The organism is Prevotella sp. Sow4_E9_plate, from assembly GCF_052116205.1.
Taxonomy (GTDB): domain Bacteria; phylum Bacteroidota; class Bacteroidia; order Bacteroidales; family Bacteroidaceae; genus Prevotella.
On record NZ_JBQKLN010000014.1, the window covers coordinates 43,103 to 63,986 of the forward strand.

12 protein-coding genes are annotated in these 20,884 nt (G+C 49.1%); 8 read left to right on the plus strand and 4 right to left on the minus strand.

Going from position 1 to position 20,884, the window contains the following annotated elements; translation table 11 throughout:
• The first annotated feature begins 62 nt into the window (after positions 1 to 62).
• The 6 genes from ACTQ53_RS07380 (at position 63) to ACTQ53_RS07405 (ending at position 14,523) form a co-directional block, all read left to right on the plus strand.
• On the plus strand, positions 63 to 701 hold the full coding sequence (locus tag ACTQ53_RS07380) for a response regulator transcription factor (protein WP_441932592.1): 639 nt from the start codon (positions 63 to 65) through the stop codon (positions 699 to 701).
• A 271-nt stretch (positions 702 to 972) separates the two neighbouring features.
• Positions 973 to 1,989 (plus strand): LacI family DNA-binding transcriptional regulator, encoded by a 1,017-nt coding sequence (locus ACTQ53_RS07385; protein WP_441932593.1) that lies wholly within the window; start codon positions 973 to 975, stop codon positions 1,987 to 1,989.
• A gap of 145 nt (positions 1,990 to 2,134) precedes the next feature.
• Positions 2,135 to 6,337: a hybrid sensor histidine kinase/response regulator transcription factor gene (locus ACTQ53_RS07390; protein WP_441932594.1), complete on the plus strand. Its 4,203-nt coding sequence runs from the start codon at positions 2,135 to 2,137 to the stop codon at positions 6,335 to 6,337.
• A 186-nt stretch (positions 6,338 to 6,523) separates the two neighbouring features.
• Entirely contained in the window at positions 6,524 to 9,478 is a 2,955-nt protein-coding gene (locus tag ACTQ53_RS07395) for a TIM-barrel domain-containing protein (protein WP_441932595.1), read from the plus strand.
• A 114-nt stretch (positions 9,479 to 9,592) separates the two neighbouring features.
• The gene (locus tag ACTQ53_RS07400) at positions 9,593 to 12,064 is read left to right on the plus strand and encodes a glycoside hydrolase family 2 TIM barrel-domain containing protein (RefSeq protein ID WP_441932596.1); all 2,472 of its coding nucleotides are present in this window, start codon (positions 9,593 to 9,595) and stop codon (positions 12,062 to 12,064) included.
• A 20-nt stretch (positions 12,065 to 12,084) separates the two neighbouring features.
• Positions 12,085 to 14,523, plus strand: a complete 2,439-nt coding sequence (locus ACTQ53_RS07405; RefSeq protein WP_441932597.1) for a TIM-barrel domain-containing protein — start codon at positions 12,085 to 12,087, stop codon at positions 14,521 to 14,523.
• Between the two features lie 130 nt (positions 14,524 to 14,653).
• Here the strand turns inward: ACTQ53_RS07405 and ACTQ53_RS07410 are convergent, their stop codons facing one another.
• Positions 14,654 to 15,136 carry a low molecular weight protein-tyrosine-phosphatase gene (locus ACTQ53_RS07410; RefSeq protein WP_264950619.1) on the minus strand — a complete coding sequence of 161 codons (483 nt, stop codon included), beginning with the start codon at positions 15,134 to 15,136 and terminating at the stop codon, positions 14,654 to 14,656.
• A 307-nt stretch (positions 15,137 to 15,443) separates the two neighbouring features.
• Entirely contained in the window at positions 15,444 to 16,772 is a 1,329-nt protein-coding gene (locus tag ACTQ53_RS07415) for an inositol-3-phosphate synthase (protein ID WP_294969503.1), read from the minus strand.
• Between the two features lie 229 nt (positions 16,773 to 17,001).
• Between ACTQ53_RS07415 and ACTQ53_RS07420 the strand changes: the two genes are divergently transcribed.
• On the plus strand, positions 17,002 to 18,891 hold the full coding sequence (locus ACTQ53_RS07420; protein ID WP_295347270.1) for an SLC13 family permease: 1,890 nt from the start codon (positions 17,002 to 17,004) through the stop codon (positions 18,889 to 18,891).
• A 256-nt stretch (positions 18,892 to 19,147) separates the two neighbouring features.
• Here the strand turns inward: ACTQ53_RS07420 and ACTQ53_RS07425 are convergent, their stop codons facing one another.
• Both ACTQ53_RS07425 and ACTQ53_RS07430 read right to left on the minus strand, forming a co-directional pair.
• Positions 19,148 to 19,771 carry an HU family DNA-binding protein gene (locus ACTQ53_RS07425; RefSeq protein WP_441932598.1) on the minus strand — a complete coding sequence of 208 codons (624 nt, stop codon included), beginning with the start codon at positions 19,769 to 19,771 and terminating at the stop codon, positions 19,148 to 19,150.
• Positions 19,772 to 20,064: 293 nt separating this feature from the next.
• A complete protein-coding gene (locus tag ACTQ53_RS07430; protein WP_441932599.1) occupies positions 20,065 to 20,241 on the minus strand; it encodes a hypothetical protein in 177 nt (58 codons plus the stop codon).
• A gap of 402 nt (positions 20,242 to 20,643) precedes the next feature.
• Here ACTQ53_RS07430 and ACTQ53_RS07435 point away from each other — a divergent pair, with 402 nt between their 5' ends.
• Positions 20,644 to 20,868 (plus strand): DUF3791 domain-containing protein, encoded by a 225-nt coding sequence (locus ACTQ53_RS07435; protein WP_294972626.1) that lies wholly within the window; start codon positions 20,644 to 20,646, stop codon positions 20,866 to 20,868.
• Positions 20,869 to 20,884 lie beyond the last annotated feature (16 nt).

Here is a 20,884-nt window from a genome sequence, read left to right on the forward strand (position 1 = left end):
AAGCGGACCATCAGAAATCATATTTGTCATCAACAACATAAAATAAGATAGGAGATAGAATCATGAAACTTTTGCTAGCAGACAGACAGGACATCACGCGAGCAGGACTCAGCTACGTGATAGAGAAAATGGAAGGGCTGGAAAGCAAGTATGTGGAAGACAAGGCTGAGCTGATGCATGCGCTCAAAGATAACGAAGATACGGTCGTGATACTCGACTATACGAACTTCGACATCAACGATGCAGCAGAGCTGCTCATCCTGAACCAACGTTTTCCTTATACCCGATGGCTCTTGTTTAGTGAAGACTTGAGTACCGACTTCGTGAAGGTACTCGTGGCTAGCAGTAGTATGTTCAGTATTCTCCTGAAGGAGAGCCCGCTGATGGAAATCAAGGAGGCTATCCGTTTCTGTGTAGCCAGCAACCGTTTCATCTGCCAGCGCATGATGGAAGTATTGCTCGCTCCTAAGAAAGAAACAGAAGAAAAGGTAAATCTTACCAAGACTGAGACTGAGATTCTGAAAGATATTGCATTAGGAATGACTACGAAGGAAATAGCCGAAAAGCGTTTCTCCAGTTTCCATACCGTGAACACCCATCGTAAGAATATCTTCAGAAAGCTGGGCGTCAATAATGTTCATGAGGCTACAAAATATGCTTTAAGAGCGGGCTTGGTAGATTCTGCAGAATATTATATTTAACTTCTGAACTTGCGAAACTTGAATACGATATTTGAGGATATGGTAAAAAAATAAGGTTTCAGATTGTCTCCCGACAGTCTGAAACCTTTTGTCTCTAACTAACTTATTATCAACTATTCATTACTTACTGGCTGCAAAATTACAAGTTTTTATAGAAAAAAAAATATTTTCTCTAGAAAAAACACACGTAAACGTTTGCAAATTCGAATAAAAACTGTATCTTTGCACGTAAAAGTGCAATAATGCATCTTCTAATCTAACTTATTAGTAAATGAAGCAACGTAGAACATCACTAAAAGATCTCGCAGACAAGTTGGGAGTGAGCATCGCTACCGTGTCTCGAGCTTTACGAAATAGCCATGAGGTGGGAGAGGAAATGACTCAGAAAGTCAAGACCTTGGCAAAGGAACTCAACTATCGGCCTAACCCATTTGCACAGAGTCTTCGGAAGGAAGCTCCAAGGGTGATAGGCGTCATCGTTCCTAATCTGGTTACCCACTATTATGCTGCCGTGCTGGATGGCATAGAAGATTATGCCTCAAAGTGTGGCTATTCGGTTATTAGTGCCAATAGTCATGAGAACCATGAGCGCGAAGCGAAGGCTCTTGACAATTTTCTCGATATGCATGTAGAAGGTATTATTGCTTGCCTTGCACAAGATACTACCGACTATTCTCATTTCGAGCAGCTCCACAAGATGGGAGTTCCTTTGGTGTTTTTTGCCCGTTGCTGCCTGGAAGAAAAGTTCTCTCAGGTTGTGGGTAATGGTGATGTGGCGGCTCAGAAGGCTACTCAGCACATGATTGAGACAGGCTCCCGCCGTATTGCCTTCATTGGCGGTCCTAATCATCTCGATATGGTTCGCCGTCGCAAGCATGGCTATCTGGAAGCGCTCAGGGAGAACCGTATTCCTATCGACCGCGATCTGGTAGTCTGTGACAAGATAGATTTCGATGTAGCTCGTAATGCTACACTTCGACTTCTGGAGAGTGAGAATCGCCCGGATGCTATTCTTGCCTTCAACGATATCATTACCTATGCTGCCTTTGATGCCATCAAGGCTAAGGGCTTGCGCATTCCTGAAGATGTTGCCATTATCGGCTTCACGGATGGAGATACGGCAGCCTTCGTTACTCCCCGCCTTTCTGCCATCATGGATAAGGCGCACGAACAGGGTACCAAGGCTTGCGAATTGCTCATGCGCAGCATCAATGGGGATGAGCAAATCTACAAGGAAGTTGTGCCGATGATTCTGAAAATCAGAGAAAGCTCTGAGAAGCAGGGCTAAAGGAACTTTTCCCTAGAACTGAAAGACCACTTTGAAGACTGATGAACCTCGATGGAAAGCGATGATAAAGATAAAAACGACAAACTATAAATATAAACCTTGAATGAGCATGTTTAAAAACTTGAATTTGCTAAGGCAGGCCCTCATGGTTCTAGGATTTGTGCTGCTTCTGCAGCCTCTCCAGATGAGTGCGGCTTTGCAAAACATCGAGTTCTCCAGTTTGAATAACCGTGACGGACTCAGTAATAGCCAGGTGAATGCTATCTTGAAAGATAAGACAGGTTACGTCTGGTTTGGTACTCAGTCGGGACTCAATCGATTTGATGGATTCCGAATGAAGACCTTCTTGTATAGTGCCACAAACCAGACTTCATTGGCCAACAATTACGTAGATGATTTACAGGAGGACAATGAAGGAAAAATCTGGGTGCATACTTCTGTGGGTTATTGTGTCTATGACCCTACTACCGAGCAGTTCGACCGCAAGCCGGAAGTATGGTTGAAGACCATCAACGTAGAGGGTGCACCACAGAGAGTATTGGTGGATTCACAGAAGAATATGTGGATTCAGGTGTGGGGAAAGGGTCTTTATTATTATAATGTAAAGAACGAAACCACATACCTGTTCAAATATGCGAAGAAGCCTAAGAGCGGCTGTATCCTGGATGGCGACTTTAGCAACCTGAAGGATGTAGACGGCAAGCTGCTGGTTACTTATGGCGACGGAAAGCTGTGCCTGCTGGATGGCGACAAACAGAGCGTGCTCTGGTATAATACCTTCCTGAAAGACCATCGTCTTTGTGGAGATAATGGCGCTTACAGTTATGTAGAGAACAATCATACTTTCTGGGTTTCTACAGCAACAGAATCTTATGTCTTCAATTCTCTTAACAGACAATGGCTTACTGCCCGTTCTTATCTTGCACAGAGAGGAATTCTTGTTCCTGTAAAAGACCGTATCGTCATGCGCGACCTTCAGGTAGACCCAAATGGTGCCTTGTGGGTTGCTACCGATCATCATGGACTTTTCTATATTGATTTCAAGTCAAAGACTTTTCACCAGTATGTGCATAGTAATGCCCGGGGAAGTATTGTAGACAATTCTTTACAGAAGGTTTATATTGACAATTTCGGAGCCGTATGGGTGGGCAGCTATAAGAATGGTGTGGCTTATTATTCACCATCTTCCAGCAAGTTCAATACCATTCCGCTCGGCGATGTCTGTACCATTACGCAGGATTTGGCAGGAAATCTGTGGTGTGGAACCAACGATATGGGAATCGTGGGTTATAATCCTGTAACCGGACAGACCTGGCATTTCGGTAAGGCTCAGACGGGGCTTGGCTCGGATGTCGTGGTGAGTAGCGTGACCATGAAGGATGGAACCATGTATTTCGGAACCTTCAACGGCGGCTTTACCCAGTTTAAGAATGGCAGGTGGAAGACTTTCAATATTTCCAATAGCGGATTGGCTAATAATAGCGTCTGGTGCTTCCAGGAAGACCCTCAGCATCGTCTGCTTATCGGTACTTTGGGAAGTGGTGTGCAGATTTTTGATCCTGTCACAGAGAAATTCTCTACCTTCAATATTGCCAATTCGGGAATAACGAGCAATTTCATCAATTCCATTTTCCTGCTCAATAATCATGAGGCTCTGATAGGTCATTCCCAGTATATTTCTGTCTTTGATCTTCATAGTAGGAAGATGACTAACATCAATAGTACCAAGGACGGAACTCCTTTCGGGAGTCCTTCTATCAATTATGCGATGAAGGATAGCCGTGGCATCTTGTGGATGGCTTCGCCTGGAGGAATTTCGATGTATGACAGCAGCAACGGACAGTATGAATCCATCAACGAACTGAATGGAACCACAGGAGCTGTGGGCTGTGCGGTTGTTGAGGACAAGCAGCATAATATCTGGCTGGTTTCCGAGTTTATCGTCACCCGTGTAACCTTGACCAAGGATGCTCAGGGCAAGTGGAATCTTACCATGATCTGTTTCAATTCGCTGGATGGATTGCAGAGCCGTCAGTTTAATATCCGTTCTGCCTATCTGATGCGAAACGGAGCGATTGCCGTGGGTGGTCAGGACGGTATCAACATCATCCGGCCTAGAACCATCCGCACCAGCAGGCAGCAGGCTCATGTGCTCTTCAGCGGATTTGTTCTCTTTGACCATCCTCTTACTGCGGGCGAAAAGTTCGAGGGCAGAGTGCCACTCAAATTATCGCTCGACAGCAATCCGGAACTTGACTTGAGTTATAAGGACAAGGCGTTTACCATCCAGCTGGCTTCCAATCAGGTGTCGCTTCCGGCACGTTGCCGTTTCCTTTATCGCATGAAGGGATTGAATGATAAGTGGATGATGACTCCTGACGGAAGATCGGAAGTTACATTTACCAATCTCCTTTCAGGCAACTATGTGCTCGAAGTGAAGGTGGTGAATGGAGACGGAACCGTGAGCGAAGAGGTGAGCCGGCTGAAGGTTCATATCCATCCGCCGTTCTATCTCTCTACCTGGGCCATCATTATTTATCTGCTCCTCGTTGTGGCTGCGTTCTGGTACTATCGCCGCCGCATGATAGAGAAGCAGAGAGTGAAGTATGAAATCCAGATCAGGGAAGACAGCATCAAGAAGACCCGTGAGATGAACGAGTTGAAGCTCAACTTCTTTACCAATGTGAGCCACGAGCTTCGAACTCCGCTCACCCTGATTATCTCGCCTCTTGTTACCATGATTCGGGATGAGGGTGACCCAGAGAAGCGCAGAAAGCTCGAGCTGATTCATCGTAATGCAACCCGACTGCTGAATCTGGTCAACCAGATTCTGGATTTCCGCAAGTTCGACCAGAACAAGGAGAAGCTGTCTCTTGCCCGTATGGACATCGTGAGCTTCGTGGACAATATCTGCAATTCGTTCAGAATCCTGGCTAATAATAAGGTGAATCTGTCTTTCGAGTCGTATACTTCCAAGCTGATCATGACCTTTGATGCAGACAAGGTGGGCAAGATTGTCAATAATCTCCTCAGTAACGCCTACAAGTTCACTCCAGACGGAGGATCTATTACGGTTAGACTTTCCGTAGCCTTGGGCGTAGAGGTAAAAGACCATACCCACGACATGTTGCGCATCAGCGTAGCCGATAACGGCAAGGGAATCAGCGATGAGGAGAAGAAGCACGTCTTCGAGCGTTTCTATCAGGTGAACGGCACGGAAATGCAGCCTGCCGGTGGAAGCGGAATCGGCCTCAACCTGGTGAAGAAGTTTACAGAACTTCACGGAGGTCAGGTAGAAGTAAGAGACAACGATGGCGGCGGTTCAGTCTTTATCGTAGACTTGCCGATGGATGATGGCGGAGCTGCCAAGACCAACGCCCATCTGGAATCCATGCGTGTGGCTCCAGTCATCGCTACCGTTCATAAGGCAGAAGATACGATGGAAGAAACGGTAGAGGAGGGAGGCTCTTCTGATGCGCTCTATGGCGTTCATCGTTCATCGCTAACCGCCAAGCCTGCCCGCAAGAACTATGTGGCTAAGGTGCTTCTGGTAGATGATAGCGATGACTTCCGCGAGTTTATGCGTGATGTGCTTACCGACTATCAGGTCATCGAGGCCGTGAACGGTAAGGATGCCTGGCAGAAGATTATCGAGGTTCGCCCGGACGTCATCCTCTCCGACGTGATGATGCCTGTGATGGACGGAATCGAGCTCTGCCGCATGGTGAAGAGCAACGAGGAGACGGCTTCCATTCCGTTTGTGATGCTGACTGCGCGTCTGGCTACCGACCATCAGGTAGAGGGATTGGAGAGTGGAGCAGACGATTACATCATCAAGCCGTTCAATATCGATATGCTCAATCTGCGCATCCGCAATCTCTTGGGTTGGGCACGCCGTTCTGCCCGTCGTTCTTTCCTTGATAAGAATAAGGAAGAGAAGAAGGATTCAAGCCAGCCTAAGGAGAGAGTGATTCCTAAGGGAGAACTGGGCGACTTTGAAATGACAGCCAGCGACCGCAAGTTCCTGGCAGATGTGGATAAATACATCAAGGACATGATGGGCGATCCGGATACTTCGGTAGAGTCGATGAGTGCTCATCTTTGCATGTCGCGCGTCCAGCTCTACAAGCGTATGGTTTCGCTCACGGGTACCACTCCTTCAGAGTATCTGCGTGCCAAGCGCATCAAGCGGGCTGAAGAGCTGATTCATAGCGACGAGCTGAACATCAGCGAAATCGCTTATACGGTAGGTTTCAACAATCCTCGCTATTTCACCAAATACTTTCAGGAGGCTTATGGACTGACGCCTTCCCAGTATAAGAAGAAACTGAATGGCGAGAGAATCTAATCATAGGAATCCATAGGAATCTCTTGATTTCTTGTTAACGAAAAGGGTATAAAATGTGGTAATTAACATTTTATACCCTATTTTGTTACATTTCCACGTATTATTATCACTAAAAAGAAGTAATTTTGCAGGCAGATATTCAATCTAATAATCATAAGTTTAAAAAACTTGTATAAACAATATAGTATGAAGCTAACTAAGACGTTATTGATTTCAGCCGTTTTGCTGATGAGCGCTTCTGGGCTCCAGGCAGCAGGCTTTATTCAGAAAGGTAACTATCTTACCGTTCAATTGAAACAGCACCAGAATTTTGGTCCTAGTCAGATTCGCCTCCAGGTGGTGAGCGATAAGATTATCCGTGTGCAGGCTACTGCCGAGCAGGGATTCCGCGACAAGCAGAGTCTCATCATCGTGCCTCAGAAAGGCAAGGCTAATTATAAGGTAGAGGAACAGGGCGAACAGCTCATCATTACCACAGCCGCCATGCGCGCCGTGTTGAATGAGGCTACCGGTCAGATTACATTCTATGATTTGAAGGATCATGTGCTCCTCAACGAGGTGGCTCAGGGTGGTAAGACTTTCAAGCCTTTTACCGTTCCTGACCGTGAGATTGGCGTAGACATCGCCAAGGTTCCTGAATCTCAGAAGCACGGATGGTCATGGAGAGCCCTCTTCGATTCTCCAGACAACGAGGCTTTCTATGGGCTCGGTCAGCATCAGAGCGAGGAACTCAACATGAAGGGCAAGAACGAAGACCTCTTCCAGTATAATACGAAGGTGAGTGTGCCTTTCGTCATTTCCAACAAGAACTACGGTATTCTCTGGGATTCCTATTCTTATTGCCGTTGGGGTAATCCGGAAGATTATCTCCAGCTCAACCGTGCCTTCAAGCTTTACGACAAGGACGGAAAGGAAGGTCAGCTTACCGGTACTTACGTGGACAAGAACGGACAGAAGATTGTTCGTGGCGAAGACAGCATCTACTTTGAATATGCGATGCCTGAGACTTCTGAAATCTGCAACAAGACCGACAAGGGCGGTATCCAGAACCTGCCTAAGGGCTTTGCCCTGAATGGTTCCAAGGTGGTTTACGAGGGTTATGTGGAGGCTCCAACCAACAGTTTCTACCAGTTTATCCTCTACTATGCCGGCTACATGAAGATTTATATCGACGGCAAGCTGGTTGTGCCTGAGCGCTGGCGTACAGCCTGGAATCCTAATTCCTTCAAGTTTGAAACTCCAATCAGGAAGGGCGTAAAGACTCCTATCCGCATCGAGTGGCAGCCGGATGGCGACGTTTCCTACTGCGGTCTTCGCGTAGCTGCTCCTCGTTCAGAGGCTGAGAAGAACCAGCTGAGCATCTGGAGCGAAATGTCTCCTGACATGGATTACTACTTCATTGCCGGTCAGAACCTCGACGAGGTGATTTCGGGCTACCGTACGCTTACCGGCAAGGCTTCGCTCTATCCTAAGTGGACCCTCGGTTTCTGGCAGAGCCGTGAGCGCTATAAGAGCAGCAAGGACATCGAGGAGAACCTCAAGAAGTTCCGCGACCTGAAAATTCCTGTAGACAATATCGTTCAGGACTGGAACTACTGGAAGCTCGATTCATGGGGAAGCCATGAGTTTGAGGCGGCACGTTATCCTAATCCGCAGGCGATGCTCGATAGCGTGCATGCCATGAACGGAAGATTCATGATTTCCGTATGGCCTAAGTTCTACGATACCGTCAAGAACTATAAGGAACTCGACAGCAGGGGCTGGATGTATCATCAGGCTATCAAGGACGATATTCATGACTGGCTCGGCTTCCGCGGCTCTTTCTATGATGCTTATGATGCTGGTGCACGAAAGATGTTCTGGCGCCAGATGGACGAGAATCTCTATACCAAGTATAAGTTAGGAATTGACGCATGGTGGATGGATGCATCAGAACCAAACGTTCGCGACTGTACTCCGATGTGGTACCGCAAGGCCCTTTCCGGTCCTACTGCCCTCGGAACATCAACCGAATATTTCAACGCTTACAGCATCGTGAATGCTGACGCCATCTATCATGGCCAGCGTAGCGTGAATCCTAACCAGCGTGTCTTCCTCCTTACCCGTTCGGGCTTTGCAGGCGAGCAGCGCTACAGCACGGCTACCTGGTCGGGCGATATTGCTACCCGTTGGGAGGACATGCGCGCTCAGATGACTGCCGGCTTGAACTATTCTATGGCGGGTCTGCCTTTCTGGGGAATGGACCAGGGTGGTTTCTGCGTAGAGAACCGCTACGTGGCTGCCCAGCAGGAGTTCGACAAGACCGGTAAGGAGAATGCCGACTTGAAGGAGTGGCGTGAGTTGCAGGCTCGCTGGAACCAGTTCGGCTGCTTCGTTCCGCTCTATCGTGCTCATGGCCAGTGGCCATTGCGTGAGGTCTGGAATATTGCGCCAGCCAATCATCCGGCTTACAAGACCATCGTGGCTTACGACAAGCTCCGTTACCGTCTGATGCCTTACCTCTACAGTATGGCGGGTATGGTTCATTTCAAGGATTACACCATGATGCGTGGATTGGTAATGGACTTCAACGGCGATGATAATGTTTACGACATCAAGGACCAGTGGATGTTCGGTCCTGCCCTGATGGCTTGTCCTGTAGGCGAGTATCAGAAGTACAGCCGTAACGTTTATCTTCCTAAGCAGAAGGGCTGGTACGATTTCTATACCGGCAAGCATTATGCAGGTGGTCAGACCATCGTAGCCGATGCGCCATTCGAGAAGATTCCTGTCTTCGTACCAGAGGGTTCTATCCTTCCTGTAGGTCCGGAGATGGAGTGGAGCGACCAGAAGAAGGCTGAGCTCATCTACCTCTATGTCTATGCAGGCAAGGACGGTTCTTATACGCTCTATGAGGACGAGGGAACCAACTACAACTACGAGAAGGGCAAGTATGCTATGATAGACTTCAAGTATAATGATGCCCAGAAGACCCTGACCATTGGTGCTCGCAAGGGTTCATTCGACGGAATGCTGCAGAAGCGTCGCTTCAACGTGATTCTAGTGAATGCCCAGAACAACCAGGGCGTTAACCTCGCCAAGGCTCCTAAGGGCAAGATGGTGAAGTATGCCGGTCAGGCAGTAACTGTAAAATTGAAGTAATCTAATCTCCCGCAGATTTCACAGATTACACAGATATCTGTAACTCTCTTTCTGGAAAGATGAATCTGTGAAAATCCGTGCAGTCTGTGGGATTTTTTATATTGATAGGAAAGAATGAATAAGAAAACAATATTTAGCGTTGCCTTGATGAGCGGTCTTTTCGCTCTTCCGATGAGTGCCCGTGAACATCTGTCTTTTGATAAGGGCTGGCTTTTCACTCTGGCTGATTCTGCCGGAATGTGGAAAGCGGATTATGCTGACGCCCATTGGCGAAGCCTGAATCTGCCTCATGACTGGGCGATAGAGGGCGATTTCTCGCCAGGCAATCCTTCGGGAGCCAGCGGAGGCGCTCTGCCAGGCGGAATAGGATGGTACAGAAAGCATTTCTCCCTGAATCCTCATGAGAAGTACGACCGCTTTACCATTACCTTCGATGGAGTTTACATGAACTCTACCGTCTACATCAACGGTCATCAGCTCGGAACCCGTCCTTACGGCTACAGTACTTTCGAGTACGACCTTACACCTTATATTAATAGGAAGGGTGATAATGTGATTGCCGTGAAGGTGGATAATAGCGACCAGCCTAACAGCCGATGGTATTCGGGCTGCGGAATCTATCGCCACGTCTGGCTCACCAAGACCATGAAGAAGGCTTACATTCCTCAATGGGGGCAGTATGTTTCTACCACTCCTCAGGGTGATGTCAGGGTGAAGACGGATTTTGCAGCTTCCGGCAACAGGATGAAACTCTCTGTCCGTAACACCATCTATGATGCTGCAGGAAAGATTGTAGCAAAGAGTAAAGGTGATCAGGAACAGAAACTGCAGGTGAAGAATCCGCATCTCTGGGACATCGGAAAGGGATATCTCTATACCGTCAAGAGTGAGCTGATTCTAAACGGAAAGGTAGTGGATGTATCCACAACCACTACAGGCTTCCGCGATGTGAAGTTTGATGCCAGGAAGGGATTTTTCCTCAATGGCAGGAATATCAAGCTGAATGGAGTCTGCGAGCATCATGATTTCGGCTGTCTGGGTGCTGCCGTAAACGAGGATGCGATGCATCGCAAGCTCACCATCCTGCGCAACATGGGCGTGAACGCCATCCGGAGCAGCCATAATCCTCCGGCTCCTGAACTCCTCAACATGTGCGATTCGATGGGAATCCTCGTCATGGACGAGAGTTTCGACATGTGGCGACGCAAGAAATCGAATGGCGACTACGCCCGATTCTTTGATGAATGGCACAAGCGCGACCTCTCTGACCTGGTGAAGCGCGACCGCAATCATCCTAGCATCATCATGTGGAGCATCGGCAACGAGGTGCTGGAGCAATGGTCGGATGCTGCGGCAGATACGCTTTCGCTGGAGCAGGCGAATCTGATTCTGAATGCAGGTCATGATGCTTCTACGCTGGCGCATGGCGATGAGCTGAGCGTGAATTCGCTCCTTACCCGGCATCTTGCCCGGATAGTCAAGGAGTATGATCCGTGGGGAATGCGACCGGTTACGGCTGGCTGTAATGAGCCCGATCCGAAGAACCATCTCTTCAAGAGTGGAGCCATCGACGTGATTGGGTTCAATTACCATCATCAATGGGTGAAGGATGTTCCGAAGAACTTCCCTGGCAAGCCTTTCATCATGTCGGAGAGTGTCTCTGCCCTGCAGACGCGCGGCTTTTACATGATGCCTAGCGACAGTATCTATTCGGCTCCTAAGGAGTGGTGGCTGCCGTACTACGACCCTTCCTTCAAGTGCTCGGCTTATGATAATATGCATGCTTCATGGAGCAGCACGCACGAGGAGACATGGGATGTGGTGAAACATAATGATTTCGTGGGCGGACAGTTTATCTGGACCGGTTTCGATTATATAGGCGAACCTACTCCTTATGCTTATCCGGCGCGAAGCAGCTACTTCGGAATCATCGACCTGGCAGGTCTCCCGAAGGACACTTATTTTATGTATCAGAGTGAGTGGACGCAGAAGAACGTGCTTCATCTCTTCCCTCATTGGAACTGGATTCCGGGACAGACCATCGACATGTGGTGCTACTACAACAACGCAGACGAGGTGGAACTCTTCGTGAACGGCAAGAGCCAGGGTGTTCGCAAAAAGACCGTCTATGGTGAGAAGAACGAGGGTGAAGCCTTCCGGAAGAGTACGGAATATCACGTGATGTGGCGAGTTGAATTCCAGCCGGGCGAAGTAAAGGTGGTGGCTAGAAAGGACGGCAAGCTGGTGGGCGAGCAGACCATCAGGACTGCGGGGGCTCCTCATCACATCGTCTTGAAGAAGACCTATCAGGGCAATCTGGCTTATGGATCAGCAGAACCTACAACCTTCGTAGAAGTGAATGTGGTGGATAAGGACGGAAATCTCTGCCCGAATGCCGAGAACCAGATTTTCTTCTCTTCCGATGCTCAGATTCTGGGTACGGATAATGGTTGCCAGACCTCTCTGGAGCGTTTTACCGACCCTCATCGCAAGGCGTTCTTCGGCAAGTGCGTGGTGGTATTGAAGGGCAAGGGTAAGCTCCAGGCAAAGGCTGTTGACCTGAAGGAAGCGGCTTTGGAATTATAGAATAAAAAATCTTTTGAATCATGAGAAAATCACTTTTAACCCTTTGTGTCCTGAGCCTGCCGATGGCAGGACAGGCACAGCTTAAAACTAATAATGGCATAGAATACTTACAATGCCAGGCGCCCGATGTTTCGGGCGATTTCTGCGATTTGGCAAATACTTATTTCCTTGCCGACAGCATCGCCGACTTCGACCTGAACAAGGGCGAAGGACTGCTCAACTGGAAGCGTTACCGGCTGGCACCCCGACAGGCTTTCAACCTCAACGGTTATTGGCCGGTCAGGATGAAGATGCTCGATTTCCCCGACACCCAGTACGATAACGACCCAAACCTGAAAATCAGGATTCAGAAGATTGATGACAGAACCCTGCGCATTACCGTCTTTACTTCGCCTATCGAACCTAAGATGGACGAGGCCAACGACCCGATGTTCTCGCCTGAGTTTATCTCCGGTAACTTCGGCAACGGGAATGCCCGCATGGGGAAGGGTAGATGGAACACGTCGGCGTCGGCACAAAGCATTATTTATAAAAACGGAAATGGAGAGCTGGAAATCCAGAAGTATCCATTCCGATTGATACTTCGCGATGCGAAAGGAAAAATACTTACACAAACTCGACATATAATAGACAACGACAGTACGCAGGTAAAACTCCTGCCGTTTAATTTCATCAAGCGCGGAAGCGACAATTCGCGCAGCATCAACCCCGTCTTCATGCTTTCGCCGGGAGAGAGAATCTATGGTTGCGGAGAGAGTTTCACCTCGCTCAACAAGGTGGGGCAGAAGGTGAATATTTCCGTGGTAGACCCGCAGGGTCCTGAAACCGACGGAATGTACAAGCCTGTGCCTTTCTATTTCTCCAATCGTGGCTATGGAATATTTATGCATACTTCGGCTCCTACTACTGCCGATTTCGGAGCCAGCTACATCGGAGCTCAGCGCCTGTTTATGGGCGATGAGACGATGGACTTCTTCGTCTTCTTCGGAGAGCCAAAGGAGATTCTGGATAAATATACCAACGTTACGGGCAAGTCGCCGATGCTGCCTCTCTGGACTTTCGGCACCTGGATGAGCCGCATTTCCTACTTCTCGCAGAAAGAGGGTCTGGAGATTGCACACCAGCTGAGAGCCAACCGCATTCCTGCCGACGTGATTCATTTCGACACGGGATGGTTTGGCGTAGACTGGCAATGTGACTATGAGTTTGCCAAGGACCGCTTCAAGGACCCTGTGGGAATGCTGAAGACCCTGAAGAAGGAAGGTTTCCATACCTGCCTGTGGCAGTTGCCTTATTTCACTCCGAAAAATCGTTACTTCCACGAACTGGTAGAAGGTGGAATGGCGGTAAGAAATGCCAACGGAACGCTCAATTATGAGGATGCTGTGCTCGACCTGAGCAATCAGAAGACCGTAAGCTGGTATCAGGACAAGATAGCCCATCTCATCCGGCAGGGAGTAGGCGTCATCAAGTGCGATTTTGGCGAGGCGGCTCCTTATGATGGTCTTTACGCCAGCGGCAAGACAGGCTTTTATGAGCACAATCTCTATCCTCTGCGTTATAATAAGGCGCTCTGGGAAGCCGTGAAGGCAAATTCTGCCGACCATGAGGGCGTAATCTGGGCACGAAGTGCGTGGGCAGGAAGCCAGCGTTTCCCTCTCCATTGGGGTGGCGATGCGGCTACCAACGAGATTGGAAGCGTAGGAATGCTGGGCGATTTGCGAGGCGGCTTGAGTTTCGGATTAAGCGGTTTCTCTTTCTGGAGTCATGATATGGGTGGCTTTGTAACCCAGAGTCCTGACGATCTGTACCGTCGCTGGTTGCCGTTCGGTTTCCTGAGTTCCCATACCCGTGCTCATGGAGCGCCTCCTACCGAGCCTTGGCTCATCAGCAAGGATTTTACGGATGCTTTCCGTGCCAATGCCGAGATGAAGTATCAGCTGATGCCTTATGTCTATGCGCAGGCTAAGGATTGTTCGGAGAAGGGCTTGCCGATGGTTCGTGCGCTCTTCGTAGAGTTCCCGCATGATGCGGGTGCCTGGTTGGTAGAGGATGAGTACATGTATGGTTCCCAGCTGCTGGTGGCTCCGCTCCTGGAGTCGGGCAGTAGCCGTACGGTTTATTTGCCTAAGGGTAAATGGATTGATTATCAGAGCGGTAAGGTTTACGAGGGTGGCTATCAGGAGATTTCCATCCCTACGGCTCAGGAGGTGAAGGCTTATGCTGAGGCTTCGGGCTCGGCAACGGTTTCCCAGCCTCTTCCTTGCATTATTCTGGTCAAGGATGGCAGTTTGATTCCTCAGGTTCCTGTGGCTCAGAGCACGGACAAGATTAATTGGAGCAAGCTCTCAATGCGTACGTTCAAGGCTGATGCAGCCGAATGCGTAGGCTATCTTTATCTGCCGGGAAGCGAGAAGATTGCAATCGTAAAGCGAGAGTTTTATGATTCTACCATTTGAAAAAATGCTATCATAAAAAATATTATTTTTAGAAATGCTGTCATAAAAAAATCCTTCGGAAGTAATGCGATGTTTACTTCCGGAGGACTTTTTTTGTAGATGATGGTATGATTAATATGTTGTATCTTTTTTACTCGATGATGCTTTGCAGCAACCCCTGGCAGGCATCTTCCAATAGGGTGATGACCAGTTCAAAATCGCCCATGTCGCCATAATATGGGTCGGGAACGGTGGTGTATTCACGATGGTGGGTCAGGAAATCGGCCATCCGGACCACTTTGTCCTTATCTGCCTGGCAGGAAGCCATGGAGGTAATGGCACGGTAATTCTCATTATCCATCACCACGATGGTTTCGAATCTTCCGAAATCTGACTTCTGGAACTGGCGGGCGTGGCTGTTGAAATTGTAGCCATGCTCGGCGCCACATTTCCGCATGCGGCTGTCAGGCAACTGCCCCACGTGCCAGTTTCCGATTCCGGCAGAATCGATTTCGAATTCATCTGCCAGTCCAGCCTTCTCTACCAGACTCTTCATGATGCCCTCGCCGGCTGGCGAACGGCAAATGTTGCCGAGGCAAATAAATAAAACGGTATGTTTACCTTTCTTTGTCATAAATATTATATTTAAATGTTTGTCAAGTTTAGCGAGTTCGCCCCGCACGCCCTGAAAGGGCAGAAGCTCCTAGCCCAGGGCAACGCCCTGGGTATAAACAGCAGTCAGCAAGGCGCCCTGTAAGGGCAAAAGCTTTAGAATATGGGTAATAAAGCTTTTGCCCTTACAGGGCGTATATTTATAACTCCCTACAACCCAGTGCGTTGCCCTGGGATGGGAGCTTCTGCCCTTTCTGGGCGTATTGCTGAAATCAACCTTCGTCTGTTTGAAATCAACCATTACCGTCCTTTATCGGGAGATAATATTTTTAGTCGATTTCCTCGTCAGCCTCATAACCGCCCATCTCGCGGATGGCGTTCTTCAGCATGGTGTACTGCTGGTAGAGGTTGTTCACAGCCTCTTCACCCTGGGTATAATCGTGCATTGGCGCCTTGAGGAAGAAACTCAGGAAGCGCTGGATGCCGTAACGGCCGGCACGGGCTGCAAGGTCGCTCAACAGACAGAGGTCGAGCAGCAATGGAGCGGCAAGGATGGAGTCGCGGCACAGAAAGTTGATCTTGATTTGCATTGGATAACCCATCCAGCCGAAGATGTCGATGTTGTCCCAACCTTCCTTGTTGTCGTTGCGAGGAGGATAATAGTTGATGCGAACCTTGTGATAATACTGAGTGTCCTCATCGTTGCCATGGCCGTAGAGGTCTGGCTGGACTTCTGGCTTCAGGATAGTCTCAAGGGTAGAGAGCTTGCTCACTTCCTTGGTATGGAAGTTGGCTGGCTCATCGAGAACGAGACCGTCGCGGTTGCCCAGAATGTTGGTAGAGAACCAACCGTTCAAGCCGAGGCAGCGGGTGCCGATGATAGGAGCAAAACCACTCTTTACGAGAGTCTGACCAGTCTTGAAGTCCTTGCCTGCGATAGGCATGTGGGTCTTCTCGGCGAGTTCCCACATGGCAGGAATGTCAACTGTTGTGTTAGGAGCACCCATGATGAAAGGAGCACCCTCCGTAAGGGCTGCATAAGCGTAGCACATGGATGGAGCGATGTGCTGGCGGTCGTCAGCCTTCATCGCAGCCTCGAGAGCTGCCAATGAGCCGTGGATTTCCATATCTACCGGTACGTAGATTTCGGTAGATGCTGCCCAGGCTACGACGATGCGGGAGCAGCCGTTCTTCTCCTTGAAGTCGCGGATGTCCTGACGCAGAGCCTCCACCATTTCCCAGCGGGTCTTGCAGTCCTTCACGTTGTCGCCATCCAGACGCTTGGCGTAGTTCTTGTCGAAGGCAGCCTTCATTGGAACCACCTTCTCCAGCTCCTCGCGCACAGGGTTGATATCCTTCTCCTTCAGAACCTCGGCATACATAGCAGCCTGGTAAGCATTCTGCGGATAAACATCCCAAGTGCCGAATACGATGTCGTTGAGATCTGCCATAGGCACGATGTCCTTGTAGTGAAGATACTTCTTGTCTGCACCCTTGCCCACGCGAATCTTATCGTATTGAGTCATTGAACCTACTGGCTTTGCAAGTCCCTTGCGAGCCATAAACACACCAGTCATGAATGTAGTAGAAACTGCACCACAACCTACAACCATGATACCCAGCTTGCCATCAGCTGGTTTAACCTTGTTTTGTTCCATTATCTAAAAAAATTAATGTATTATAAAGTCTTCTAATTCTATTGTTCAGTATGTCTATCTGGATTGCAAAGGTAAGGAAAACTGATGGAATAAGTGTAGTTTTTTGGAAATATCTGCAATAAATTTAGAAATATTAGCATTAGAATGATAAAAAAAACGATAAAAAGTAAGTATCTTTGCAAAAGAGTTTATAATCAGAAGAAACAATTATCTACATTTTTTTTATAGCATGACAATAACGCTTATTATATTAATCATTACGGTTGCCATGTTTATATGGGGCAGGGTGAGGGCTGATATTGTGGCTCTTACTGCCTTGGCAGCACTCTTGGTTCTCGGAATCCTGACGCCGGCAGAGGCTCTTGCCGGCTTCTCTTCGCCCATCGTCATCATGATGATAGGCCTCTTCGTGGTGGGTGGAGCCATCATGCAGACCGGCCTTGCCAAGCTGACGGGCAATAAGCTGATGGCGCTCTCCCGTGGCAACGAAACCGTTACCTTCCTCCTCGTGATGCTGGTAACCTCGTTTATCGGAGCCTTCGTGAGCAATACCGGAACCGTGGCGCTGATGATGCCTATCATCATGAGTCTGGCTGCAGGTTCGGGCATGCAGTCATCGCGATTCCTCATGCCGCTCGCCTTTGCAGGAAGCCTGGGCGGAATGCTCACCCTCATCGGTACGCCGCCCAACCTGGTCATCGACGAGGTGCTTACCGAGGCAGGATTCAAGCCCCTGGCGTTCTTCTCCTTCTTCCCCGTGGGAATCATCGTCATCGCCATCGGAATCATCGTCCTCATGCCCCTGAGCAAAATCTTCCTCAGCAAGAAGCAGAACGGGAAGAAAAAGAAGAACGGAAAGTCGCTCGATGACCTGGTAGACGAATACCAGCTGCTAGACAACCTGCATCGCTACATCGTGCCAAGCAAGCGGACGGCTGCAGCCATCGATGAGAATGGGCAGATGATGGACATCGTGGGCAAGACCCTCAAGGACCTCAGCATCCAGAAGAAATATGGCGTGAGCATCATCGAGATAAGAAACGAGAAGAAATCGCGACTGGGACTCGTGAAGGACGTCAACCAGAACATGGCGAAGAGCAGCAGCACCATCGCCGTGCACGACACCTTATATATAATAGGTGACGAGGAGAAGATTGAACGGTTTGCGCAGGATTACGACCTGAGGAAGATGAAGGACGTGAAGATTGATTTCTACGACCTGGGGCTGACCGAGATTGTTGTGATGCCTACTTCCAATTTTGCCGGATTGCGAATTGGAGATGCTAACCTGCGCAAGCGCTTCGGCATCAACGTGCTGGGCGTGAAGCGAGGCGGAAGCTCTTCTGACGGCAAGGTGGGAAAGGAATATATTACTGACAATCTGATAGCCACCAGGCTGCATGTGGGCGATATGCTCCTGGTGCAGGGAGAGTGGACCAACCTGGCCCATCTTACGGCAGATACCACCAACTGGGTGGTGCTGGATCAGCCGGAGAAGACGGCAGACAAGGTGCTCCTGGACTACAAGGCTCCTGTGGCTGCAGCCATCATGCTCTTGATGATAGCGATGATGGTGTTCGACTTCATCCCCGTGGCTCCGGTCACGGCGGTCATCATCGCCGGACTGCTTACCGTCTTTGCCGGATGCTTCCGCAACGTGGAGGCAGCCTACAAGACCATCAACTGGGAGAGCATCGTGCTGATAGCCGCCATGATGCCGATGTCTACGGCGCTGGAGAAGACTGGAGCTTCGGCCCTGGTTTCGCAGGGACTGGTAGACAGTCTCGGCTCGATGGGACCGACGGCTCTGCTTGCCGGAATCTACTTCACCACTTCGCTCATGACGATGTTCATCAGCAATACCGCCACGGCTGTGTTGATGGCTCCTATCGCCCTGGTGGCAGCCCAGCAGGTGGGCGTGAGTCCTTATTCCTTCCTCTTTGCGGTAACGTTGGGTGCCAGCATGTGCTTTGCCTCTCCGTTCTCCACTCCGCCTAATGCGCTGGTGATGAAGGCGGGTGGCTATACGTTCATGGACTACGTGAAGGTAGGTTTGCCGTTGCAGATCATCATCGGCGTGGTGATGACCTTCGTGCTTCCGCTCCTGTTCCCGTATTGATTTTATTTCAATCAATTCCCTCATTTGCGAAATTACTGAACTTTAGAAGTGTTAAGGGGAAGTTAAGGGACAAATGTCCTACGTTATACGACAAAAGACTATTGTCTCTTAACTTCCTGAACGACCGAAGGGAGTGATAACTTCTTTAACTTCAATCAATTCCCTCTTTTGCGAAATGCTGGAAAAAGATAATCCCCAATCTCTTGGTGCTCCCGATGAGTCCGAGGATTGGGGATTTTCTATCTTGGTAGTAGGACTACATGCCTACGTCTCCTTCAGCGTCTCCACCGCTGGTGCCACCGCCTTCGGTATTGCCTGAGCCACCACCTTCGGTATTGCCTGAGCCGCCGCCTTCGGTATTGCCTGAACCGCCACCTTCGGTATTGCCTGAGCCGCCACCTTCGGTTCCACCTCCGTTTGGATCCTTGTCTGGGTCTTCCACGTTGCCGCCATCGCCCGAAGTAACGTTCTTCACCACCTTGCCGTTGCGGTCGATACAGGTAATCTGGATAGGAGTTCTCTGCAGCTCATCCTTGATATCCACGTTTGGGGTGAAGATAACTCTGCGGGTGGTGATGAGGCTACCTGCCACCTCACCCACGGTAGCCACACTCTTGGCTCGCACGCCGAATCTCATGGTTCCCAACCCCGGGATGGCAACGGAGTGTCCTTCGGTAGACCATGTCTTGATAACTTCGCCGGCAGCATCCCAGCATGCCTGCATCACGCCGCGGCTCACGCCACTTCTCAGAGCCGCCTCCTTGATAACCTTGCTCTCCGGGAGCTTGTTGTAAAGCTCGGTACTGAGAACGTAACGATACTTACCTTTCAACTCACCCACCTGGATGAGGGTTTCCTTTGCTTTCAAATTAATTGCCATAATCTTCTTGAATTTTAAATTGTTAATAAATTGATAAAAAAATAAATATAAAGCTTTCCCCCCTTTCAGGGCGTGCCCATCTAGCCCGCCTTCCAGCCCGCCTTCTAGCCTCCGTTCTTGCCGAGCCAGAAAAGGAGCGCAAGGCTCGTAGCTCCCTTCTAGCCCGCCTTCCAGCCTCCGTTCTTGCCGAGTCAGAAAAGGAGCGCAAGGCTCGTAGCTCCCTTCCAGCCCCCGTTCCCAGCGATTCCATCGCTGGTCCCCCCTAGGCGTTCCGGCGTTTTTGCAAACCATCTTCACCTGATGGTGATGGTTGGCACGAAGTGCGAAGAGTCGGCTCGCGTGGTGATGTTGTTTTCCTGCTGCTGCCTCTGGTTCTTCCCGATCACGAGACCCGCGGTACACGAGCTGGTGAGGAAGGTGACGATGGCGGAGCACACGGCCACGATGAGATACTTGATGAATGCTTTCATATTTGGGTTCATACGCTTCTCTTGCCCCCTATTAACTTTCCGTCTTCTTTTTTAAAAAGAAGAAAGAGAAGGACTCGTATCAGGGCTTGGAGTCGAGGTTGATAACTTGATGCATTCGGGATAATCTTATCCGGAATATCTCCCAGATGCCTTTTTTCATTTTTCCAACTGGAGAAATATTTTTCTCCAACTAGGAAAGTGATTTTCCAGCGCTTTCTGAATCACGATGCAAAGATACAAAATCCCCCACAGTCAGTTGGGCGATGGCATGTGAAGCCGTGCGATAGCGGAACATTTTTTAAAAAAATATAAAATCAGCCTAATTAATGGCCTTATATCGAGATAATTGATTATATTTGCTAAAAAATAGGAGGCATAAGCCTTGGTATAAAATTAAAGCGTATGGAACAAGTAGGTTATAACAATATACATCTGGCTATCATGGCAATAGAGAAGGGGGCAAAAATAATGAATGTTCCTTCTAAAAACATGTATATGCGTTTGAAGAAACAAGGTCTCATCCATAATTTCCTTTTGCCATATTATGAAGAATTACATACCCAGAGTTCTGATTGGGTTGCAAGAACTACGGTTGAAACACTCAAAAACTGGGAGATGGCACAATGAAATTATTCCATGGATC